The sequence below is a fragment of the Bdellovibrio bacteriovorus HD100 genome (genome assembly GCF_000196175.1).
Lineage (GTDB): Bacteria > Bdellovibrionota > Bdellovibrionia > Bdellovibrionales > Bdellovibrionaceae > Bdellovibrio > Bdellovibrio bacteriovorus.
In genome coordinates this window covers 1,156,937-1,176,923 of sequence record NC_005363.1, presented here as the reverse complement: position 1 = coordinate 1,176,923, position 19,987 = coordinate 1,156,937, and the positions used below count along the sequence as shown (strand labels likewise).

18 protein-coding genes are annotated in these 19,987 nt (G+C 50.5%); 9 read left to right on the top strand and 9 right to left on the bottom strand.

Features of this window, described 5'->3' with window-relative positions:
- Positions 1-6: 6 nt before the first annotated feature.
- The 3 genes from BD_RS05650 to BD_RS05640 all read right to left on the bottom strand — a co-directional run bounded on the left by BD_RS05650 (position 7) and on the right by BD_RS05640 (position 2,506).
- Complete coding sequence (locus tag BD_RS05650) at positions 7-624, bottom strand: hypothetical protein (RefSeq protein WP_011163745.1); 618 nt, start codon at positions 622-624, stop codon at positions 7-9.
- Between the two features lie 171 nt (positions 625-795).
- Positions 796-2,001: a S41 family peptidase gene (locus BD_RS05645; protein ID WP_011163744.1), complete on the bottom strand. Its 1,206-nt coding sequence runs from the start codon at positions 1,999-2,001 to the stop codon at positions 796-798.
- A gap of 70 nt (positions 2,002-2,071) precedes the next feature.
- On the bottom strand, positions 2,072-2,506 hold the full coding sequence (locus tag BD_RS05640) for a helix-turn-helix domain-containing protein (protein WP_011163743.1): 435 nt from the start codon (positions 2,504-2,506) through the stop codon (positions 2,072-2,074).
- A gap of 287 nt (positions 2,507-2,793) precedes the next feature.
- On the opposite strand from BD_RS05640, the gene BD_RS05635 reads away from it, so the two are divergent.
- A complete protein-coding gene (locus BD_RS05635) occupies positions 2,794-3,531 on the top strand; it encodes a substrate-binding periplasmic protein (RefSeq protein ID WP_011163742.1) in 738 nt (245 codons plus the stop codon).
- 52 nt (positions 3,532-3,583) lie between these two features.
- Here BD_RS05635 and BD_RS05630 read toward each other — a convergent pair whose 3' ends face one another.
- From BD_RS05630 to BD_RS05615, 4 genes are all read right to left on the bottom strand, one after another.
- A complete protein-coding gene (locus BD_RS05630; RefSeq protein WP_011163741.1) occupies positions 3,584-4,087 on the bottom strand; it encodes a Dps family protein in 504 nt (167 codons plus the stop codon).
- 120 nt (positions 4,088-4,207) lie between these two features.
- On the bottom strand, positions 4,208-4,747 hold the full coding sequence (locus tag BD_RS05625) for a hypothetical protein (RefSeq protein WP_011163740.1): 540 nt from the start codon (positions 4,745-4,747) through the stop codon (positions 4,208-4,210).
- 189 nt (positions 4,748-4,936) lie between these two features.
- Complete coding sequence (locus BD_RS05620; RefSeq protein WP_011163739.1) at positions 4,937-5,404, bottom strand: hypothetical protein; 468 nt, start codon at positions 5,402-5,404, stop codon at positions 4,937-4,939.
- Between the two features lie 75 nt (positions 5,405-5,479).
- Positions 5,480-6,253: an AMP nucleosidase gene (locus tag BD_RS05615; protein ID WP_011163738.1), complete on the bottom strand. Its 774-nt coding sequence runs from the start codon at positions 6,251-6,253 to the stop codon at positions 5,480-5,482.
- 79 nt (positions 6,254-6,332) lie between these two features.
- Between BD_RS05615 and BD_RS05610 the strand changes: the two genes are divergently transcribed.
- The gene (locus BD_RS05610) at positions 6,333-7,229 is read left to right on the top strand and encodes a pirin family protein (RefSeq protein WP_011163737.1); all 897 of its coding nucleotides are present in this window, start codon (positions 6,333-6,335) and stop codon (positions 7,227-7,229) included.
- 9 nt (positions 7,230-7,238) lie between these two features.
- The gene (locus BD_RS05605) at positions 7,239-7,670 is read left to right on the top strand and encodes a hypothetical protein (RefSeq protein ID WP_011163736.1); all 432 of its coding nucleotides are present in this window, start codon (positions 7,239-7,241) and stop codon (positions 7,668-7,670) included.
- Here the strand turns inward: BD_RS05605 and BD_RS05600 are convergent.
- Positions 7,667-8,947 carry a carbohydrate porin gene (locus BD_RS05600; protein ID WP_231839294.1) on the bottom strand — a complete coding sequence of 427 codons (1,281 nt, stop codon included), beginning with the start codon at positions 8,945-8,947 and terminating at the stop codon, positions 7,667-7,669. The genes BD_RS05605 and BD_RS05600 overlap by 4 nt on opposite strands.
- A gap of 91 nt (positions 8,948-9,038) precedes the next feature.
- Here BD_RS05600 and BD_RS05595 point away from each other — a divergent pair, with 91 nt between their 5' ends.
- Genes BD_RS05595 through BD_RS05570 form a run of 6 tightly spaced genes read left to right on the top strand, consistent with a single transcriptional unit; the run spans position 9,039 to position 18,182 of the window.
- On the top strand, positions 9,039-11,702 hold the full coding sequence (locus BD_RS05595; RefSeq protein ID WP_011163734.1) for an alpha-1,6-glucosidase domain-containing protein: 2,664 nt from the start codon (positions 9,039-9,041) through the stop codon (positions 11,700-11,702).
- Positions 11,702-13,903: an extracellular solute-binding protein gene (locus tag BD_RS05590; protein WP_011163733.1), complete on the top strand. Its 2,202-nt coding sequence runs from the start codon at positions 11,702-11,704 to the stop codon at positions 13,901-13,903. Before BD_RS05595 ends, BD_RS05590 begins: the two co-directional genes overlap by 1 nt.
- Complete coding sequence (locus tag BD_RS05585; protein ID WP_011163732.1) at positions 13,903-14,721, top strand: sugar ABC transporter permease; 819 nt, start codon at positions 13,903-13,905, stop codon at positions 14,719-14,721. The genes BD_RS05590 and BD_RS05585 overlap by 1 nt, the downstream gene beginning before the upstream one ends.
- A gap of 1 nt (position 14,722) precedes the next feature.
- On the top strand, positions 14,723-15,766 hold the full coding sequence (locus tag BD_RS05580) for an ABC transporter ATP-binding protein (RefSeq protein ID WP_011163731.1): 1,044 nt from the start codon (positions 14,723-14,725) through the stop codon (positions 15,764-15,766).
- A gap of 9 nt (positions 15,767-15,775) precedes the next feature.
- Positions 15,776-17,218 carry an alpha-amylase gene (locus BD_RS05575; protein WP_011163730.1) on the top strand — a complete coding sequence of 481 codons (1,443 nt, stop codon included), beginning with the start codon at positions 15,776-15,778 and terminating at the stop codon, positions 17,216-17,218.
- A 1-nt stretch (position 17,219) separates the two neighbouring features.
- Complete coding sequence (locus BD_RS05570) at positions 17,220-18,182, top strand: ROK family protein (protein WP_011163729.1); 963 nt, start codon at positions 17,220-17,222, stop codon at positions 18,180-18,182.
- Positions 18,183-18,251: 69 nt separating this feature from the next.
- On the opposite strand, the gene BD_RS05565 is transcribed toward BD_RS05570, so the two are convergent.
- Positions 18,252-19,961 (bottom strand): ABC transporter ATP-binding protein, encoded by a 1,710-nt coding sequence (locus BD_RS05565; RefSeq protein WP_011163728.1) that lies wholly within the window; start codon positions 19,959-19,961, stop codon positions 18,252-18,254.
- Between the last annotated feature and the right edge of the window lie 26 nt (positions 19,962-19,987).

Genomic DNA, 19,987 nt, shown 5'->3' with positions numbered 1-19,987 from the left:
AAGAGATTAGTGGGCGAAATTGATCGCCTGAACGCGACCTTGATCATCGGTAACGAACTGCGCTTTGCCGATGATTTGCTTGGAGGAATCGATCAGACTATAGACCTGCTCCCCTTCAGCGTTGGAGGCCACAGACACTTCGGCATAGTTCATACCGAATGCTTCAGAATACTTTTTAAGGAAGCCGGCTTTGTCTTCGATAGCCATCGGTTGTTCACCCGCCTGAGCGTCAATGAACTCCAGGCTTTCAATACGGCCTTGCGACAGTTTCATGCCGTATTTGCCTTCAAGGTAACCAAAAACCAGCTCGTCACGCAAAGTCGGTGCTTCTGCAAGGCTTGCTGCCATTGTGGATTTTTCTGTTGCCATTCTTTTTGCCAGATCATGCTCCCACTTCACATCTTTGGCGAAGCTGGAAGGTTCAAAGCTCGCTACACCACGGTTGCCGCCATTCGCCAGGTTTTGATCCGGGCCGCGCACCAGCCACTGATTCAGGAACACCGTCATCAAAAGCACGGAAGCGATGGAAAGAACAAGAACAGCTTTTTGTTCCTGGGCTTTGTCCTGCAGTCTTTTTCTTACTGATTGTGCTTTTGGAAATTCGATCACGTTTGCGTTCCTCATTTATAACCCCTTGGCAAGTGACTGTAATATCTCTCTTGCGAAGGGCATGCCGTTTTTAAACCACACCAATTCATTCTAGCTGCTCAGAGCCTGAACAGACGTACAAAAGATGTTTGACGTATTATTATGATCATCTCACTGTGAGACGACAAACGCCATACATCCGGGACTCTAGTCGAGGGCCTTTTTCACCCAAGAATCAATCCCCGCCTGCATTTCCGGGAGGCTGTAGTACAAGACCCGATCCAAAGCCACACCCTGCCCCTCGATTTGATGCTGCTTGTGACTTAAGTAGATCGCCTCGGGGATAGAGATCTGCACTCCTGGCCCGACCTCGTCCAGAGGATACCAGACACCGACCAGCAACTGCCCGCGACTGGGGCTTCCCAGCAACGGTGCTTTTTTAAACTCTTTCAAAGCCTGCGCGACCATTTCAGCCACAGAAGAGCTTTTCCCATCGACCAGCACCCGCACCTCGCCTTTAAAGCACTGGGGGTTGTCGTAAGTCTTCAACAAAATCTCGCTGCTGTTATCAAGCACGGCCAGTTGTTCCTGATCTCTCAAGTCATTGGGAAGCTCGGCAGGTGTCTTCACCGGCGCACGGGGTTTCACCAAGCGCCCGACTTCTTCGGCCTTGCACATGAACAACGAAAGAAAACGCAGGCCCGCGACAAAGTTCCCACCGGGGTTTCCCCGCAGGTCCACCACCAGCTTGCTTAACGGTGCGATTTGCTGTTGCAGCGTTTTCAACTTTTCTTCTTCAAAGAAAGTCGCGCGGAAAGACGGAATTTCCAGCACCGCCTTTTGCGCGGATTTGATTTCAAGATTCAGATCCTCGGACCGCTGGATGGAGCGAGGTTTGATTTTCACAGAAAATTCCTTGTCCTGACGAAGCATCAGGTACGAGCCCTGCTCGGTCTGCGCCTCCCAGGGATTGGGCTGCTCGGCATTGATGCTTTGAATGACATCACCGGGTTTCAAACCCGCCTCCTGCGCCGGAGAATCAGGATGAATTTTATAAATGACCAGTTCCCCGTCGACAAAACGGCTTTCAATGCCGGTTTCAAGACTTTCTCCGCGCCAGATGCTGGCCACTTCAGAAGAATCGTAAACTTCCAGGTGCGACACTTTCAGCAACGCCAGGGCATTATTCATGTCCTTGATGATCAGTTTTTTCGGAGAATACGGAGTGACCAGACGGCTGCGCCGACTGCAGGTCTTTTTCCAGTTTTTTATTTTGCTGTCGTCCAGAAAGATTCTTTCCGCGACAAGATCACACACTGCCGGATACGGATTCACGAATCCGCGTTGCAGAGTGAAATGATACGCCCCGTAGGCGCAGGAGACTGCCAGAAGAATTGCAAAGATCCGCGTCATCTCGGTCCTGTAATAACAAAGACCGGATGTTTGTTCATCCGGTCTTTGCTTTTCAATTCAAAAGGAAGAATTAAGCAGCCACTTTCTTCTTGCGAGCCGCAGAAGGATCGATGTGGTATTGCTTCACTTTACGATACAAAGTCGCGCGACCGATACCCAAAGCTTTTGCCGCTTCAGTCAGGTTGCCTTTGTATTGTACGATCGCGTTTTCGATGGCGTGAGCTTCAAGCTCTTCCATTTTCTGAACGCTGGATGAAGTAGCTGTTGGCGTTGGGAACTGGATTACGTTACCACCACCCACGTCAGAGTTGATCGGGCTTGTGCCTGAAGCCAAAGCCGGAACACCCGCTACTAGTTGTTGTCTGAAAAATGCGTTATCAAGCCCTTCTCTGAACTGTGCAGATGAATATGCTTGAACTGTCACATCGTGGTTCTCCCAGTACTTCTTTGTGTTTTCGATTGTTTCCTGGCTATCGCTCACCACGATCATAACTGTACGTGACATTTAGTCCTCCCCTTTTGAAACATTAACAAAGCCTATTTGACTCACTTTGTACCTATCGGCGTATCACGCTGAGAATTTAGGGCCAGTTGCAAATATTTTTTGAGACACTTTAAGCAGGCCAAAACACTGGACTTTTGTCGGTCCAAAAATCCCGCTTGACCGACCTTTCCGAATTTATGCCCAAATTCTTGCCGGTTTTATCGGCAAATTCAGCTTCCACAATCTGCTCGTCGCTTCGGACTGTCTTTGTTATATTAGTGCTGGCTGTTTATTAAGGACGTTCTGGAATGCCACAGTTTCTATCTGCTCTCTTTATATTGACGTTTTTCTCGGGATCTTTCACGTTTGCGGAAGTGTTGCGAGTGAATGTCTATGACCTGCCTCCGCACATTTTCACTTTGAATGAAGAACCCGAGGGTCCGGGCATCACGTTCTTCAAAGACTATGTGAAACTGCCTAACACCGAAGTGCGCTGGGTGGCCACGCCGTTTGCACGCGTCTTATGGGACATGCAGAACAAGAAGGTGGACGTCGCCCTGTTCCTGGTGCCCTCACCCGAACGAGAAAAGTACATGCGCTTTTCCAAAACACCCTTGTTCACGACATCTTCGGCGATTATCATTCCCCGCAACTCCCCCCTGACCCGGGCGACCTCACTCAAGGACTTCCGCGGGCGCACTCTGGGGCACTCCAAGGATTCCTTCACTCCGACAGAGCTTCTAAAGCACGGAATCAAGATCGAACCTTTAAGTGGTGAAAATGTGATCGAGCGCAACCTGCAGAAGATCCGCGCCAAAAGACTGGATGGCATCTTTATCCCAACTGCCTCCAACGGAGAATACATTTTGCGCAAACTGAGAGTGGATGATCAGTATCAGGTCTTTGTGGTGCCAGACACCACTTTGAATCTGCATGTGGCCTTTCGCAAAGACATCGACGAAAAGACCTATCAGATGGTAGAGGCTGCTCTAAAAAAGAATCAGCGCATTTATCGCAAGCTGCTGGATCAACAGCTATCCAAATAAAAAAGCCTCCTTTGCGGAGGCTTTTTCTTCTTAGGTTTGTGAAACCAAAAAATTATTCCAGCATGCTTCGAAGCATCCACGCCGTTTTTTCGTGAAGCTGCATTCTTTGAGTCAGCAAATCCGCGCTGACTTCGTCGCCAGCTTTTTCAACCAACGGGAAGATGGAACGAGCCGTGCGAACAACCGCCTCCTGCCCTTCCACCAGTTGTTTGATCATATCTGTTGCGGAAGGAACACCCACAGGTTCTTCGATGCTGGTCAGTTTCGCGAATTCCTTGTATGTGCCCGGAGCGGCCACACCCAAAGAGCGGATGCGTTCAGCAATCAGATCCACGGCTGTTGCCAGCTCGGTGTATTGCCCCTCGAACATCACATGCAAAGTCTGGAACTGAGGACCGGTGACATTCCAGTGGAAGTTGTGCGTTTTCAGGTAAAGAGTGTAAGAGTCTGCCAACAACCGGGACAGGCCATCAGCAATTTTCTGACGGTCTTTTTCCTGGATACCAATGTTGATAGAGGGCTTCGCGTGCTTTTCGGACTTGTTGTTCTTTTTCATAGTCGGAACCTTTCTGTAAAAGCTACGACCTAAACTCTAAACCAAAACCCCAGGAAAAACAAAACCCAGCTTTTGAGGGCTGGGTTTGATTTGCTTTTTACTGCTTCAGCTGGCGCTGAACTAGCGGCGGCCGGATTTGATTTTCACTTGAAGTTTGGAGATCAAGTGAACTGCCATTTTCTCCTGAACCTTGCACATTTTAAGTTCATCGCGGCGGTAAGATCTTTGAGATGGAGTCAAAGTTCCAGTCTCAAGTTCCATTTCATAATCCAACTTGGAAGAACGGATGCCTTCCAATTCTTTCGTTTGCGTCTTGAAAAGTTTGGTTACGCCAGAAAGAGGAGCTACTTCGATCCACTCTTCTTTACCACGGTACCAGCTGACCATTCTCAGGAAACGTGCCTTGTTTTTAGCCAAAGTGAACTTCGGGAAGTTCGTGTCTTGAAGCTCAAGGATGTTTTCCACGTCATCTAGGTTCAGGTCATCTTCTTCACCTTCCATCAGAAGGTTGTCAGACAGGCTCGCCAATAGAGCGGTTTCCTGTTCTTCATCGACATCTACGTCGAAGGCCGATTTCTTCACCTCTTTTTCGTTATCTAGGTCAGAATCCAAATCTGTGTCGATTTCGTCGGCGTGCATGTTAGTGCCTGGATTGATCAAAACGAGCCTCCCCAATAGTGCATTAAAACGTCTAGGTGATTTAAAGTGGCCCAGTTATATCGCAACTTCTGGAATGACACAATATGTTAATTGCATGAAAAAAGGTGAAAATCACAGAAAAGCCCCCCACAAACCGAGACCTTTTTGCATTTTCATATCTAAATTTCATGCTCGATAAATAGGCATATCTCACTTCACGGCGATGACATCAACTCGGAATCCACCGGGCTTTTTCCAGAAGTACGAAGGCGAGGCTTTCACGGATATGCGATAGATCGGCCGCCCGTCCAAAGCAGCTTCACGCACTCCACTGGATTTCAATTCTCCTTCCAACCGATACTCGCGGCGCTCAGCGGAGGAATCCGCGTACTGAATATGCACTTCAACAATCTCTAGATTGTTGCGCAGCCCCACCAATCGAATGCGTTTGATGCGATTCAGGTCATAGCGTGGAAAGAAATCAAAAGTTCTGGTGCCGAAGCGTCCGGTTTCCCCGCCCCCTAGCGAATAAGGGACATCTTTCGGTGGAGCTGGAGGTGGTACAGGATAAGGCTCACCAGGATAGGGATCGTCCGGCAAAGGCACCGGCAGTCCGTCGTTTGCAACCCCGGTTGATAAAGCGAAGATCGTCAGAATAAGTATAAGCCACTTCCCCATGCAGGCCTCCTAGGCAATGACCCTAGTCGACCCGAGGGGTTTTTGAAAATCATGGAACGGACAATATGTCTGAAATCAATCCCAACGCATGTGCTTCACGGACTCACCAGAGTCACGCAGTTCACGCAAGGAATCAATTCCGATAGCCAAATGCTTGTCTACAAAGTTGGCTGTGACCTTCTTGTCGCTTTCTTCCGTCTTAACACCGTCTGGAATCATCGGGTTGTCAGACACAAGCAACAAAGCGCCACGTGGGATTTCATTCACAAAACCGGTTACAAAGATGGTCGCAGTTTCCATATCCACGGCCATCGCGCGTGTTTTAGTCAGGTAATCTTTGAACTGTTCGTCATGTTCCCATACACGGCGGTTGGTGGTGTATACCGTGCCTGTCCAGTAATCGCAGCTGTGTTTCGCGATCATGGTGGAAACAGCTTTTTGCAGACGGAATGACGGAAGAGCCGGGATTTCTGCCGGCAGGTATTCGTTACTGGTGCCCTCACCGCGGATGGCCGCGATCGGCAGAACAAAGTCACCCAGTTGGTTTTTCTTTTTGATACCACCGCATTTACCCAGGAACAAAACGGCCTTGGGATTGATTGCTGAAAGCAAATCCATGCAGGTTGCGGCCAACGCACTGCCCATACCGAAGTTCAGGATGGTGATGTTTTCAGCCGTGGCACTTTGCATCGGCTTATCCAAACCGCGCACCGGCACGTTGAACTGTTCAGCGAACATTTTCACGTAGTTACCGAAATTTGTAAGCAGAATATACTGCCCGAATTCATTCAGCGGCACGCCTGTGTAGCGAGGCAACCAGTTATCGACGATTTCTTTTTTTGTTTTCATGCTACTCCTAATAATTTTCTTCAATTGGTAAATTGGTTTAAGCTAACATGATATTTCGCAGAAGAAAAGGGGTCCGGTTATGAGTTCTACGCAAAATCATATTCTGATGGAAATTGCACCGAGGCTGGTCTCTGTCGGAGGGCCTCAAGTCCACCGCCTGATCCCCTACTCCAAAAAGCGAATGGTAGGCCCCTTCATCTTTTTCGACTATTTCCCGGCCACCGATTTCGCCGCAGGTGATGGGCTGAACGTGCGCCCTCATCCTCACATCGGTTTGTCCACCCTCAGTTACCTGCTGGAGGGAAAAGTTCTTCACCACGACAGCCTTGGGCACAAACAGGTGCTGACTCCGGGGGATGTGAACTGGATGACCGCAGGCAAAGGGATCTCACATTCTGAAAAACTGCCGGAAAACGTCATCGGCAAAGCGCACCGCCTGCACCTGCTGCAGTTCTGGGTGGCTCTGCCACTGAGCCAGGAAGACCGCGAACCCAGCTTCAAACATCACCCTGAAAGCAGCATTCCGCGTTTTAAAGTCGACGATGCCGACGTGGCACTGATTGCCGGAGAAGCGCTGGGCAGAAAGTCACCAGTGGATGTGTATTCACCGCTGTTCTTTATGGATGTGAAGCTTAATAAGGGAAAAACCTTCAGCTACGATCCCGGCACGCAGGAACTGGCTTTCTATATCATCAAAGGCAGCCTGGATATTGACGGCAAAATCATTCCACCGGACGACTTTGTGGTCCTGGAACAAGGCTCATCCTTGAAAGTCACCGCCACTGAAGACACGCAAGTTATAGTCCTTGGAGGCGAACCGTTCCCAGAGCCACGCTATATCTACTGGAACTATGTTTCCTCTTCACAGGAAAAAATCGAAGAGGCCAAAAAACAATGGAGAGAGTTGACCTTCCCGCAAGTCCCCGGCGAAACTGATATCATCCCGTTGCCACCGGAACCTGCAAACAAAGGGTAAGGAGTTTTTGTGCTGAAGAAATCAAAAGGACTTGTCGTCATGGCCTTGTTTGCCGCAGGCTGCGCCACCACGCCAACCCCGTCCACTCCGGAAGGCGACGAAGCCCTTGTTCCGAACTGGGAAACCCACGCCCGGGATGCTGAAATCATGAAAAGCGGCCCTGCTCCGGCATCCGCAACGGCGGCCACAAACGCACCCACCAGTGCCATGGATGAAATGGCGCTTGAAGCCCAGCAGTTCGCAACAATCAACTATGACAACTTGGGCAAAGATCTGAAAGCCGGAAAAGGCAAAAACGTCACTGAACTTTTCCGTATTCTGAAAATCCAACAGAAAGACCAAGCCACGGCTTTGCGCCGAGTGAAGTCACTTCACGACGGCAGCACCAGCGCAGCTCAGTTCAGCCAAGACCTATGGAATTGGTACCAAAATAAAAATTAGAACCAAGCTTCGAATTGATAACCCAAGTTCGTGCCGCTGAGCTTGTCGCTGAAAGCGGGGGCACGGTTTCCGATGAAGCTTGCGCCTTGGTTGGCGTCATTCCAGAACGAGTGGGACACAAACGCACGCATCACGGGGCGACCCCACATGCTTTTTCCGACGGACAACTGAGCTGCCGCAGTCACGCGACCCAGGTCACGATCCCCGACATAGTCGCCACCCGCGGTTTTTTCAGATTCATTGTTGATGCGGGAATAACCCGCTTCGAAGGCCCACTGGAAACGATCGGATACAAAGTAAATCGGACGAACACCGATGGCCTGCATCTGACTTTTGCTGTCTGCATCAGTGCCGCTGTCAGCAATCTCTGCTGCCAGACCGAACATCAGCGCCCAGCGATCTGTTACATCATAGGTGTAGTCTTCAACAAATCTCCAGGTCCACGCGCGGTTCTGGCTTTCATCCGTCGCAGGCACTGTGCTGTCAGCATAGATGTTGAATCCACGCATCGTGCCCTTTCCGTACAAAATGGCAAAGTTATTGTTACCACCCCACACAGGGCCCTGAAGACGTGTCGCCAAAGAATAACCATTCGTCGGAACATATTCTTCGGTGTCCGTGGAGCTTCCCGCGGCCCATGCATACACGCCCCAGAAATTCAGCTTCTGATCAGCGAATGACGGCACCGCTGTCCAGCGCAAATCCAACGCATTCAAAACCGGACGACCGACATTGGTGTCATTCAAATTATCATCAGCCTGAATCAAGTGAGCGAAAGCAAAACGCCCTTCACCCAACGGCAGACCTTCGATCCCCGCACCCACACCGCTCATGTCGGCGTAGTAGTACCAGTCAAAGATATGAAGATCGACATCACGATAAAATCTTTTACCGACCCAGAATTCCCCGGGGATTTCGGTAAAACCACCGGCCTTCACAAACGCTTCAATCTGGCTTGTGTCGCGGTTTGCAGAGGCTTCCCATTGACGCGTTCCTAAAGAGCTATAGACCATGCGGAACTGAGTTTTGAAAAATACGGGATCTGTTTCGGTGGGTTTAACATGGTGGAACACCATGGCCAATTCGGTATAGAAGTCGCACTCATTGCCTAAACGAAGGAAATTACCGGGCATTCCCGCATTTCCAAAGCAATTCATGTGACCACCCTGCATGTTCAGTCCGCTTCCGCCACGCAGATATCCTGTGAAAGTCGTTTCCACAGCGTGAGTTGTGCTGCTTAGAATCAAAAACAATAACGCAATCGTAATAGTTTTCATCGAGTTCCCTTGAAAAAGCTGAGGGATACCCATAAAGTCTGCGCCTGAAAAGACCTTACGCACGAAGACTCAAACTTTTTGGGGGAAATCTTTGAAGAGCTTCCGCTTTTGTTCACTACTATTGATCTGCAGCTTCGTACTTTCTTGCACACTTTTGCTGGGACAAATTGCTGAAGCCAAAGCCCCTGCCCGCGCCCAGTGGGTGGATAACTCGCGCATTGTTTTTCGTCTGCCACAAGGCTTCCGTGTTCACCAAAATCTTTTATTTTCACTCGGAGAACGCATCTCACTGCACCAGCAGGACTCCATTCTTCTGCCAGTGATTCGCACCGACTCTTCCCACGTTGAATTGAGCACGCAGCATCTTTCCTCCACGCAAATTGATCAGCTGATCCGGCGTCCATTGCGTCTTTTTGTATCCAATAAAAATGGCCAAATTCTGGATTCCACGGCTTTGCAATATTCCGGGATTCTGGATCAAATGTACTTCTATGACGGCGATGATCTGGGCGCACATGTGCGTTCCACGAGTGTCGGCGTAAAACTATGGGCGCCCACCGCACGCAATGTTGAATTGTTGCTATATAAGGATGCTCAAGATACGAATCCAGCAGCCGTTCTGCCGATGAGCCGCCAGCAAGGCGTATGGTTCGCGGATCTTCCCGGAAAATACGTCAACTATTTCTATCTTTACCAAGTGGAAGCGTATCAGCCACTGAGCGATCAGGTTGAAACCCACACGGTCACAGATCCTTACAGCTTCAGCCTGACGGCCGACGGAGCCAAGTCCCAAATCGTAAATCTGAATGATTCCTCTCTGAAGCCGCAAGGCTGGGATCGTTTGCATAAGCCTGCTCTTCGTTCTTTCAACGACATCGTAATTTATGAACTGCACATCCGTGATTTCAGCGTGGCTGATTTCACCGTGCCGTTCCCATATCGTGGTGGCTATGAAGCTTTCGCACAAACCAACTCCGAAAGCTCGAAGTACCTTCAATCTTTGGCAGACGCCGGGATGACCCACGTGCATTTGCTGCCGTTCAATGACTTTGGTTCGGTTCCGGAAAACAAAGACGCTTGGGAAAACTACGATTCCGAAAGTTCCGACCTGCAAGAAGCGCAAGCCTATCTTGGTCGCATCAAAGCCAAAGACCCGTTCAACTGGGGTTATGATCCGGTCCACTTTATGACCCCTGAGGGCAGTTATGCCACGGATCCTAACGGATCACGCCGCGTTTATGAAACCCGCAACATGGTGCAGGCACTAAATAAGATGAACCTGCGAGTTGTTCAGGACGTTGTATTTAATCACACCTATGAAGCAGGTCTGGAACCCTACTCTGTCTTTGATAAGATCGTGCCGCTTTATTACTACCGAGTGAATGACGAGGGTGACATTCAAAAAAGCTCCTGCTGCAACGACACCGCCAGCGAACATCGCATGATGGAAAAGCTTATGATCGACAGTGTGCTGCACTGGGCACGCACCTATAAAATCGACGCCTTCCGCTTTGACCTGATGTCCTTCCATTCCCGCAACACCATGGAGAAAATCAAATCCGAATTGCGCGGCCTGACGGAAAGAGAAGACGGCATCGATGGATCCAAAATCTATCTGTACGGCGAAGGCTGGGCGTTTGGTTCCTTCTATGACCGCTATCCAGCGGAGTCCCTGCACATGCTGAATTCCTATGGCAGCGGCTATGGATTCTTCAACGACCGTCTGCGCGACGCTGTTCGTGGAGGCACGACCAATTCCGCTGAAAAATCCGACCAGGGGTTTGCGACGGGGCTTTATTTTGATTTCAACAAAGAACCTGCCAATCGCAACACTCCGACCGATATCAACGGCCAGCGCGAAAAGCTTTTGCATCTGGGTGATGTGATTAAAGCGGGCCTTGCGGGCAACCTTCGTGATTTCAAATTCAAAGAACACTGGGGCTCATTCGTGACTGCAGGACAACTGCACTATCGTGGGGCGCCGACCGGCACCAGTGCCGAAGCGCTTGAAACTGTCAGCTATGTGTCCGCCCATGACGGTTACACTTTGTGGGATGCCGTTCAGGCCAAGGCACCGTTCTATACCAACGGACGTTTCCCTTCTTTGAGTAAATCGGAAGACCGCCAGCGCATGCATCAGTTGGCCCTGGCATTGCCGATGCTAAGTCAGGGTATTCCGTTTATTGAATCCGGGTCTGAGCTTTTGCGCAGTAAAAATGGCGATCAGGACAGTTACAATTCGGGGGATTTCTTTAATCGTATCGACTGGAGCCGTCAGCAGAACTTCTGGGGCGCAGGACTGCCACCCGCGTGGAAAAACGTGGAGGACTGGTCTTTCTGGCAACCACGCCTGCAGGAACCCGGCATGAAAGTCACGCCTGAGCTGATCACCCGCACAGAAAAGTACTTCAAAGCCCTGCTGCGTGTCCGTCAAAGTTCTAACCTGTTCAAACTCAACGATTTGTCCGAGATTCAGAAGTCTTTGACCTTTATCGATAACGACAAACAAACCGAGCCGGGTTTGATTGCGATGCACCTGCAGTCGTCCTCGGAAAAACTTTTGATTTTCTTCAACGCCGCTCGCGAAGCCCGCAGCTTCGAACACCGAGTCTTAGGCCAGAACTGGGAACTGCATCCGCTGCTGGATGAAAAAGTCGACGCGACTCTGTCACAGGTTCTGCTGGCCCCTTCTGACAAACGCATTCAAATCCCGGGTCGCAGCACCGTGATTCTAATTCAGAAAGCCGGTCACTGATGAAATTCTGGATTCTTCCTTTTCTGATTTTCGCTTCACTCACCGCCCGGGCCGAGGATGTGCGCATCCAGATCTGGCACCAGATGATCTATGGCCACCGTCAGGTCTTGGCCGAAGCCCTGGAAAAATTTGAAAAAGAAAATCCCGGCATCACCGTTCAGGCCACTTACCGTGAAACCGAAGAGCTTCGTTCAAGCTTCCAGTCTGCCGCCATGGGCGGCAGCGGTCCTGAGCTGGTTTACGGCCCCAGCGATCAGGTCGGGCCCTTTGCCACCATGGGCATCGTGCGCCCGCTGGACGAAGTTTTGGGCTCTGATTACTTCCAGAATTTTGATCCACTGGCCGCCCCCGTTTACGACGGCAAACACTATATGATCGGCGATGCGGTCGGAAACCATCTGATGCTTCTGTATAACAAGAAGTTCATCACCACCCCGCCAAAAAATTCACAGGAATTGATCGAGCTTGGCAAAAAAATGACGGTGGACACCAATGGCGATGGCAAAATCGACCGCTGGGGTCTGGTGTTCAATTATACAGAGCCGTTTTTCTTTGCTCCGTTTATTCCCGCTTTTGGCGAAGCCTTCTTAAAAGCCGACGGTGTCACTCCGAACCTGAATACCACCGCTTTGAAAGACACTTTCCAGTTCATTCTGAAGCTGCGGGATCAGGACAAGATCATCCCGAAAGAATGCGACTATGAAACCGCCAATGCTTTGTTCAAAGAAAACAAAGCCGCGATGTTAATCAACGGTGACTGGTCGTGGGGTGACTATCAGCAAGCCAAGGTGGATTTCGGCATCGCTCGCATTCCAATGATTTCTGAAACCGGCAAATGGCCAAGTCCGCTGGTGGGCACCAAGGGTTATTCCCTGAACGCCAACATGAAAAGCGAGGCTCATTACGAAGCGGCCGTCAAACTTTTGAAGTATCTGACTTCGACGCCAGTGCAATTGCTGTTCGCTGAGAAAGTCGGCGTTCTACCGTCAAATCTGCAGGCGCGTGAATCTGACATCGTCAAAAACAATCCACTCTTGAAAATTTCTGCCGACATCATGGAAGTCGGCACGCCTATGCCGGTAACCCCGGAAGTGCGTGCGGTCTGGGACAGTCTGCGCATTCAGTATCAAAAAGTTCTAGCCGGCAGTCTGCAACCGCAAGCCGCCGCGGAGCAGGCGCAAATCACCGCTGAACAGCAGATCCGCGATATGAACGAGGTTCTGACCCCGGGCGTGGGCGCCACTGTTTTGAAAGTTATTTTCGGCATTGGCATCGTGCTGTTGATCTGGCTGACAAGAAACTCGCTAGTGGCATTCTTTAAAGGATTCCGCGGGCCCCAGCGTTTTGCCTATTACATGATGCTGCCGGCGTTTATCGGCATCTTTGCTGTCATCATCTATCCGTTCTTCTATAATATCGCGATTTCGTTTTCGAACTTCAGTCTGCGCACGTTCCAAGACTGGTCCCTGGTGGGCTTCCATCATTATATCGCAGCTCTTTCGGATCCGCGCTTCTATTCCCTGTTCCTGAAAACCGTCATCTGGACCGTGGTGAACATTGTCTTCCACGTTTCTATTGGTGTGTTCCTGGCGGTGATCATCAATCAAGTGATCGCGGGGAAAGGATTCTGGCGGGCCTTGTTGATCATCCCGTGGGCGGTGCCTCAATACATCACCGCTCTTACCTGGCGCGCGATGTTCAATCAGGAATATGGGCCGATCAATATCTTCCTGCAACAGTTCCTGCACATGTCCCCGGTTCAGTGGCTCAGTCAGCCGACGACGGCTTTTGCTGCGTGTATTTTGACCAACGTGTGGCTGGGCTTCCCGTTTATGATGATCGTGGCCCTGGGCGGTTTGCAGTCCATTCCAAGCTCTTTGTACGAAGCCGCAAGACTGGATGGCGCCAATGCTTGGCAGCGCTTCCGTCATATCACATGGCCGTTGCTTTTGCCGGTGATGGCTCCGGCAGCTTTGCTGGGCTCCATCTGGACGTTTAACAATCTGAATGTGATCTGGCTGGTCAGTAACTCGGGGGAACCGGGTGATCAAACGCACATTCTGGTCAGCTACGTTTATAAAGCGGCCTTCAATCTGTATCGCTATGGCTATGCGGCTTCCGTGTCCGTGATCATCTTCCTGATTCTGGTGATCTGGGGTCTGGGATCCCTGAAAAGCCAATTCAAAAAGGAGACGAAGTAATGCTTAAAAAGACCTTCTCCTGGATCAGCATTTTGCTTTTCTCACTGTTTTCAATTTATCCGATTTTGTATGTGCTGTCGGTGTCTTTGCGTCCCGACAACGCCTTTCAGACACAGTCCTTGGAAATCATCGGACCGAATGCTTCCTTTAAGAACTTTGTGGATCTGTTTGCCACCACCGACTTCCTGATCTGGATGCGCAACTCTTTGGTGGTCAGTGCGGCGACCACACTTTTGGGTGTGGCTTTGGCATCGACCAGTGCGTATGCATTGGCAAGATACCGCTTCCGCGGGCGCAACATGATGCTATTTTCACTGTTGATGACCCAGATGTTCCCGGCGACCATGCTGATGCTGCCGTTTTATATCATCCTGTCGAAACTGCGCCTGATTGACAGCTTCTGGGGCTTGTTCCTGATTTATTCTTCAACCGCGCTGCCTTTCTGTATCTGGCAGATGAAGGCTTATTACGACACCATCCCCCGCGAGCTGGAAGAGGCGGCGTTGCTGGATGGCTGCTCGAAATGGATGATCTTCTATAAGATCATTCTGCCGGTGTCTTCTCCGGCGCTGGTGATCACGGCTTTGTTCAGCTTTATGAGCAGTTGGAGTGAATACGTGATTGCCGCCGTGGTTTTGCAGGATCCACAGCTCTACACATTGCCGTTGGGACTTCGTTCGTTCCAGGCAAGTCTTGCGACCCAATGGGGTCTTTATGCCGCTGGCGCCTTGATCGTCAGCGTTCCGGTTTTGATTTTGTTCATCAGTATTTCCCGATATCTGGTTTCTGGCCTGACCATGGGAAGCGTGAAGGGTTGATATGGCAAAAATTCAGTTTTCCAACATCAAAAAAAGTTTCGGTTCTGCCGATGTCTTGAAAGGCATCGATCTGGACATCGCTCCGGGGGAATTTCTGGTTCTGGTCGGACCTTCCGGTTGCGGCAAATCGACTTTGTTAAGAACCCTGGCGGGGCTTGAGTCCGCGGATTCCGGAACCATCAGCATCGACGGAAAAAAGATCAACGACATCGAACCGCAAAACCGCGACATCGCCATGGTCTTCCAGTCCTATGCTCTGTACCCGCACATGACCGTGGCGGAAAATATGGGATTTGGTTTGAAGCTAAAAAATCTGGCGGCGGCTGAAATCACCAAACGCGTGAATGAAATTTCCGAGCTTTTGCAGATCAAACACCTTCTGGATCGCAAACCGAAAGAACTTTCCGGCGGTCAGCGCCAGCGTGTGGCTTTGGGCCGTGCGCTCAGCCGTCAGACTCCGGTGATTTTGTTTGATGAACCGCTGTCGAATCTGGATGCCCATCTTCGTTCCCAGATGCGTCTGGAAATCAAACGCCTGCATCACAACTCGAAAAGCACGATGATCTATGTGACCCACGATCAGATGGAAGCCACAACCTTGGGGGACCGTATCGCGGTTCTGAAAGACGGCGTGATTGAGCAGATCGGAACTCCGTCTGAGATTTATCACCGTCCCAAGAACACCTTTATTGCGACCTTCATCGGCTCACCGGAAATGAACTTCCTGGAAGGCGCGGTTCTGGAAAAGATCCCATGGCCTGAAGCACGCAAGGCGGATCAGATTCTGGGCATCCGCCCGGATGCTTTTGCCTTGAATCAGGGGCCCTTGGGAACCCAAGAAGTTGCTTTGGGGGACTTCCAAATTGATATTTCCGAAAACCTGGGCGGCCAGCAGATGCTTCACGGAACACTTGCCGGTAACAACGTACGCATCCTGGTGGATTCGATGGATAATTTTTCCATGAAGCAGACCCTGCCCCTGAAGATCGACCTGACAAAGGCCCACCTGTTTGATAAAAAAACGGGCCTGAATCAAAGGCTTTAAGGAGATCGGATGATCCGCAGTTTGTCTCTCGGTTTTACAGCGTTCTTGCTGACTTTGGCATCTTGCCTGTCAGCAGCTGCGGCTCCGCGCACAGTCTTCGTTCAATTGTTTGAATGGCCTTGGAATGATGTTGCCCGTGAATGTGAAACCTATCTGGGCCCGGCGGGATTTTCTGCCGTTCAGGTCTCCCCGCCTCACGAACACATTCACTGGCAGGGCAACCCTTGGTGGGAACGTTATCAGGTTGTCAGCTATAAACTGGAATCCCGTTCAGGGACTGAGGCTGAATTTGCCGACATGGTCCGCCGCTGCCGTCAGGCCGGTGTCGATGTCTATGCCGATGCGATCTTGAACCACATGACCGGCATTCCCGGAGGTGTGGGTTCTGCCGGCACGCAGTTTAGTCACTACGAATACCCGGGTCTTTATTCCCCTCAGGATTTCCATCACTGTGGCAGAAACGGCAACAATGACATCCGTGATTTCCGTGATTTGTACGAGCTGCAAAACTGCGAGCTGGTCGATCTGGCGGACCTGAAAACCGAATCCACTTACGTGCAGGAAAAACAGGCCGAGTACTTAAACCGTCTGCTGGATCTGGGTGTGGCTGGCTTCCGCATTGATGCCGCCAAACACATCCCGGCCCGTGATCTGGATCAAATCCTGAAGCGTCTGAAAAGATCGGCTTACATCTATTCTGAAATCATCTATGACCCGGCAGGCCCCGTTCAATACGCCGAATATACGCCGTTCAGTGATGTGACGGCCTACGATTATCCTCACCGTCTGGGGTATGCTTTCAAAGATAAGAACACCGAGGCTTTGCAGTTTATTGCCAGTGGATTCCCAAACAGTATTGATTCCATCGTCTTTGTCACCAACCACGACATCGAACGCACAAATGATTATTCCGTCTTGAAATATTCAAGCCCTGAACAGCACCTGTACCGTCTGGCGCAGATCTTTATGCTGGCGTGGCCGTTTGGTTACCCACAGGTGTATTCCGGATTTGATTTTAATTCTTTCGATCAGGGACCGCCTTTGAATGACAACCTTCGCACCTTGCCGATTCTGGATGAACAGAACCAGTGCCGCGCCCCTTGGACTTGCGAACACCGTCTGCCGGAAGTGGCTGCCATGGTGGACTTCCGCAATCAGACCGACAAGGCCTTCAGTGTATCAAACTGGTCAACCCACGGCCGCGACGTGATCTCGTTTGCCCGTCCGCGCTTTGGTTTTGTGGCCATGAACTTTGGTGGTCAGTCGGTGACCAAAGAATTCCAGACCAATCTTCCCGCCGGCGAATACTGCAACATCGTGGATTCGGGTTATCGCCTGAAATCCCGCAGTTGCGCTAAAGGCTTTAGCGTCAACAACAGCGGAAAAGTGCGCGCAACACTGGCGCCTTATTCATCCTTGGTTCTTTTAGTGAAGGCACAAGTTAAAAAATAATATGAAAAAGAAAACCTACACCATCGGTCTTGATCTGGGCGGAACCAAACTGGCAGCAGCGCTGCTTTCTGATACCGGCGAAATGCTGGATTTCATCAAGGTTCCGGTCGACATGAACCGCGAGAAGTCCGCACCCAAGGCCCAAAAGCGCCTGATTCAACTGATGACGGACATTGCTCTGGATTTCAAAAAACGTTTCCCGAACGAAACCAAAGCCTCTGTCTTTAGGGGCATTGGTCTGGCCAGCGCAGGTCCTTTGAATGCTGAAACCGGCACTCTGATGAATCCTGCCAACTATCCAGGCTGGAAGATCGTTCCGATCCTGGATCTGCTGACCAAAGAGATTCACAAAACCTGGAAGACCCCGGTGTTCTTCCAGCACGATGCCACGGCGGCAGCTTTGGCTGAAGGCTGGGTTGGTGGCGCACAGAAAATGAAGTCCTTTGCGATAGTCACCATCGGCACGGGTGTGGGCACTGGCGTGATCTTTAACGGCCTGCCGGGCCAGTCTGACGGCATGGGCTCTGAATACGGCCATATCGTTGTTGATTACCAGCGCCTGATGAAAAATCCGGAAAAGATCGACCACTGCACAGTGGAAGGCATTGCTTCCGGCACGGGCCTTCTTCGTCGCGCACGCGAGATGGGTTTCACTGGAAATTCCGTGGAAGAACTGATTGCCGCCAACGATGCCAAGTACCAGGTGCTGTTCAAGGAAATGGCCTGGGCATTGGCGATTCTTTGCTATAACCTTTCTATCGGCTACAACCTTGAGAAGATCTTCCTCAGCGGCGGTCTGATCAAGATTCGTAACATGTACTTAAAAGACCTGAAGGATCACTACAAAAAGATGATCCGCCAAAGCAAGACGGTCTTTGAATGCCCGATTGAAGTGGCCAAGACTCAGAACCATGCAGGCGTTATCGGCGCGGGCTTCCTGCCCCACCTTTACGGAAAAAAATAAGACTACAGACAAAACAAATAAACAAGGCCGGTTCATCACCGGCCTTTTTCTTTTTCATGTTTTAAAAAACTAAACTGTCAGCTCTTTCGGGATCCCTTTTGGAATCGCGCTTAGAAGCTTCTTGGTATAGTCGTGTTGAGGGGCATCGTAGATCGCCTGAGCCGTGTTGTGCTCAACGATCTTACCACCGAACATCACTGCCACTTCGTCAGAGATGAATTTCACCACAGACAGATCGTGAGAGATAAAGATGTACGTCAGGTTCATTTCATCCTGAAGGTCCAACAACAAATTCAGAATCTGAGCCTGGATGGAAACGTCCAACGCAGACACGGACTCGTCACACACGATGAATTCAGGACGAACCATCAAAGCACGCGCGATGGAAATACGCTGTCTTTGACCGCCAGAGAACTCATGCGGATAACGATTCATCATTGCCGGGCTCATGCCCACTTTTTTCAGCATCTCAGCGGCAATTTCGCGGCGCTCGTTGTTGTTTTCACCGATGTTGTGAATCTGCATTGGTTCCATCAGGATGGTCCCGATAGTCATACGCGGATTCAGGGAAGCATACGGATCCTGGAAGATGATCTGCATTTTTTTGCGGATCGGATGCATGTGACCGTAATCAAGCTTGGTGATGTCCTGACCATCGAAGATGATCTGACCGTCCGTCGGCTCAATCAAACGCATCAGCGTGCGACCCAGAGTGGTTTTACCACAACCGGATTCACCCACCAGTCCCAGGGTCTGACCTTTTTTAACTTTGAAGCTGACGCCGTCCACAGCCTTTGTATAGCTCTGAACACGACCCAACAGACCGCCTGTGTGAGGGAAGTGGGTTTTCAGGTCATTCACTTCAAGAATGACTTTGTCTTCACGGATGATTTCTTTGGCTGGAGTGTACACACGTGCGCCTGGCGTGATTTCTTCGCCCGCTGCACTCATGAAGTCAGAAAGAACCGGAAGACGAACGGGGTTTTCATCCAAAGAAGGACGGCACGCCAAAAGACCCTTTGTGTACGGGTGCTTTGGATTGTCGAAGATTTCTTTGGAAACACCACGCTCAACGATTTCACCTTTGTTCATCACGATCACTTCATCAGCGATGTCAGCAACAACACCCAGATCGTGGGTGATGAACAAAAGACTCATGTGAGTTCTTTTTTGGATGTCTGCCAGAAGATCCAGGATTTGTTTTTGGATCGTCACGTCCAACGCGGTGGTTGGCTCGTCACAGATCAGAACATCCGGATTACAAGCAATCGCCATCGCGATCATGATACGCTGGCGCTGACCGCCGGAGAATTTGTGAGGATAGAAGTACAGACGTTCTTCAGCGTGCGGGATGCCGACTTGTTTTAGAAGATCCAAAGCTTTGTCCAAAGCCTGCTGTTTGTTCAGGTTTTGGTGAAGCATCAGGGTTTCAGTGATTTGATCTGCGACCGTCAGAACCGGATTCAAAGATGTCATTGGTTCCTGGAAGATCATGGAGATGCGTGCACCACGGATCTCACGCATTTTCTTTTCAGAAACTTTCAGCAGGTCCTGGCCTTCAAATAGAATTTCACCGCTGGAAACACGGCCTGGATTTCCGATCAAACGCATGATCGCCAGGGACGTGATACTTTTACCGGAACCGGACTCACCCACCAACCCAACTGTTTTACCTTTTGGGATATTGAAAGAGATGCCCTTTACGGCCTGTACAATCCCGTCTTCGGTTTTAAACTCAACAGCAAGATTGCGGACTTCGATAATATTTGTGTTGCTCATTCTTTTTTGTCTCTCCAGATGGCCTC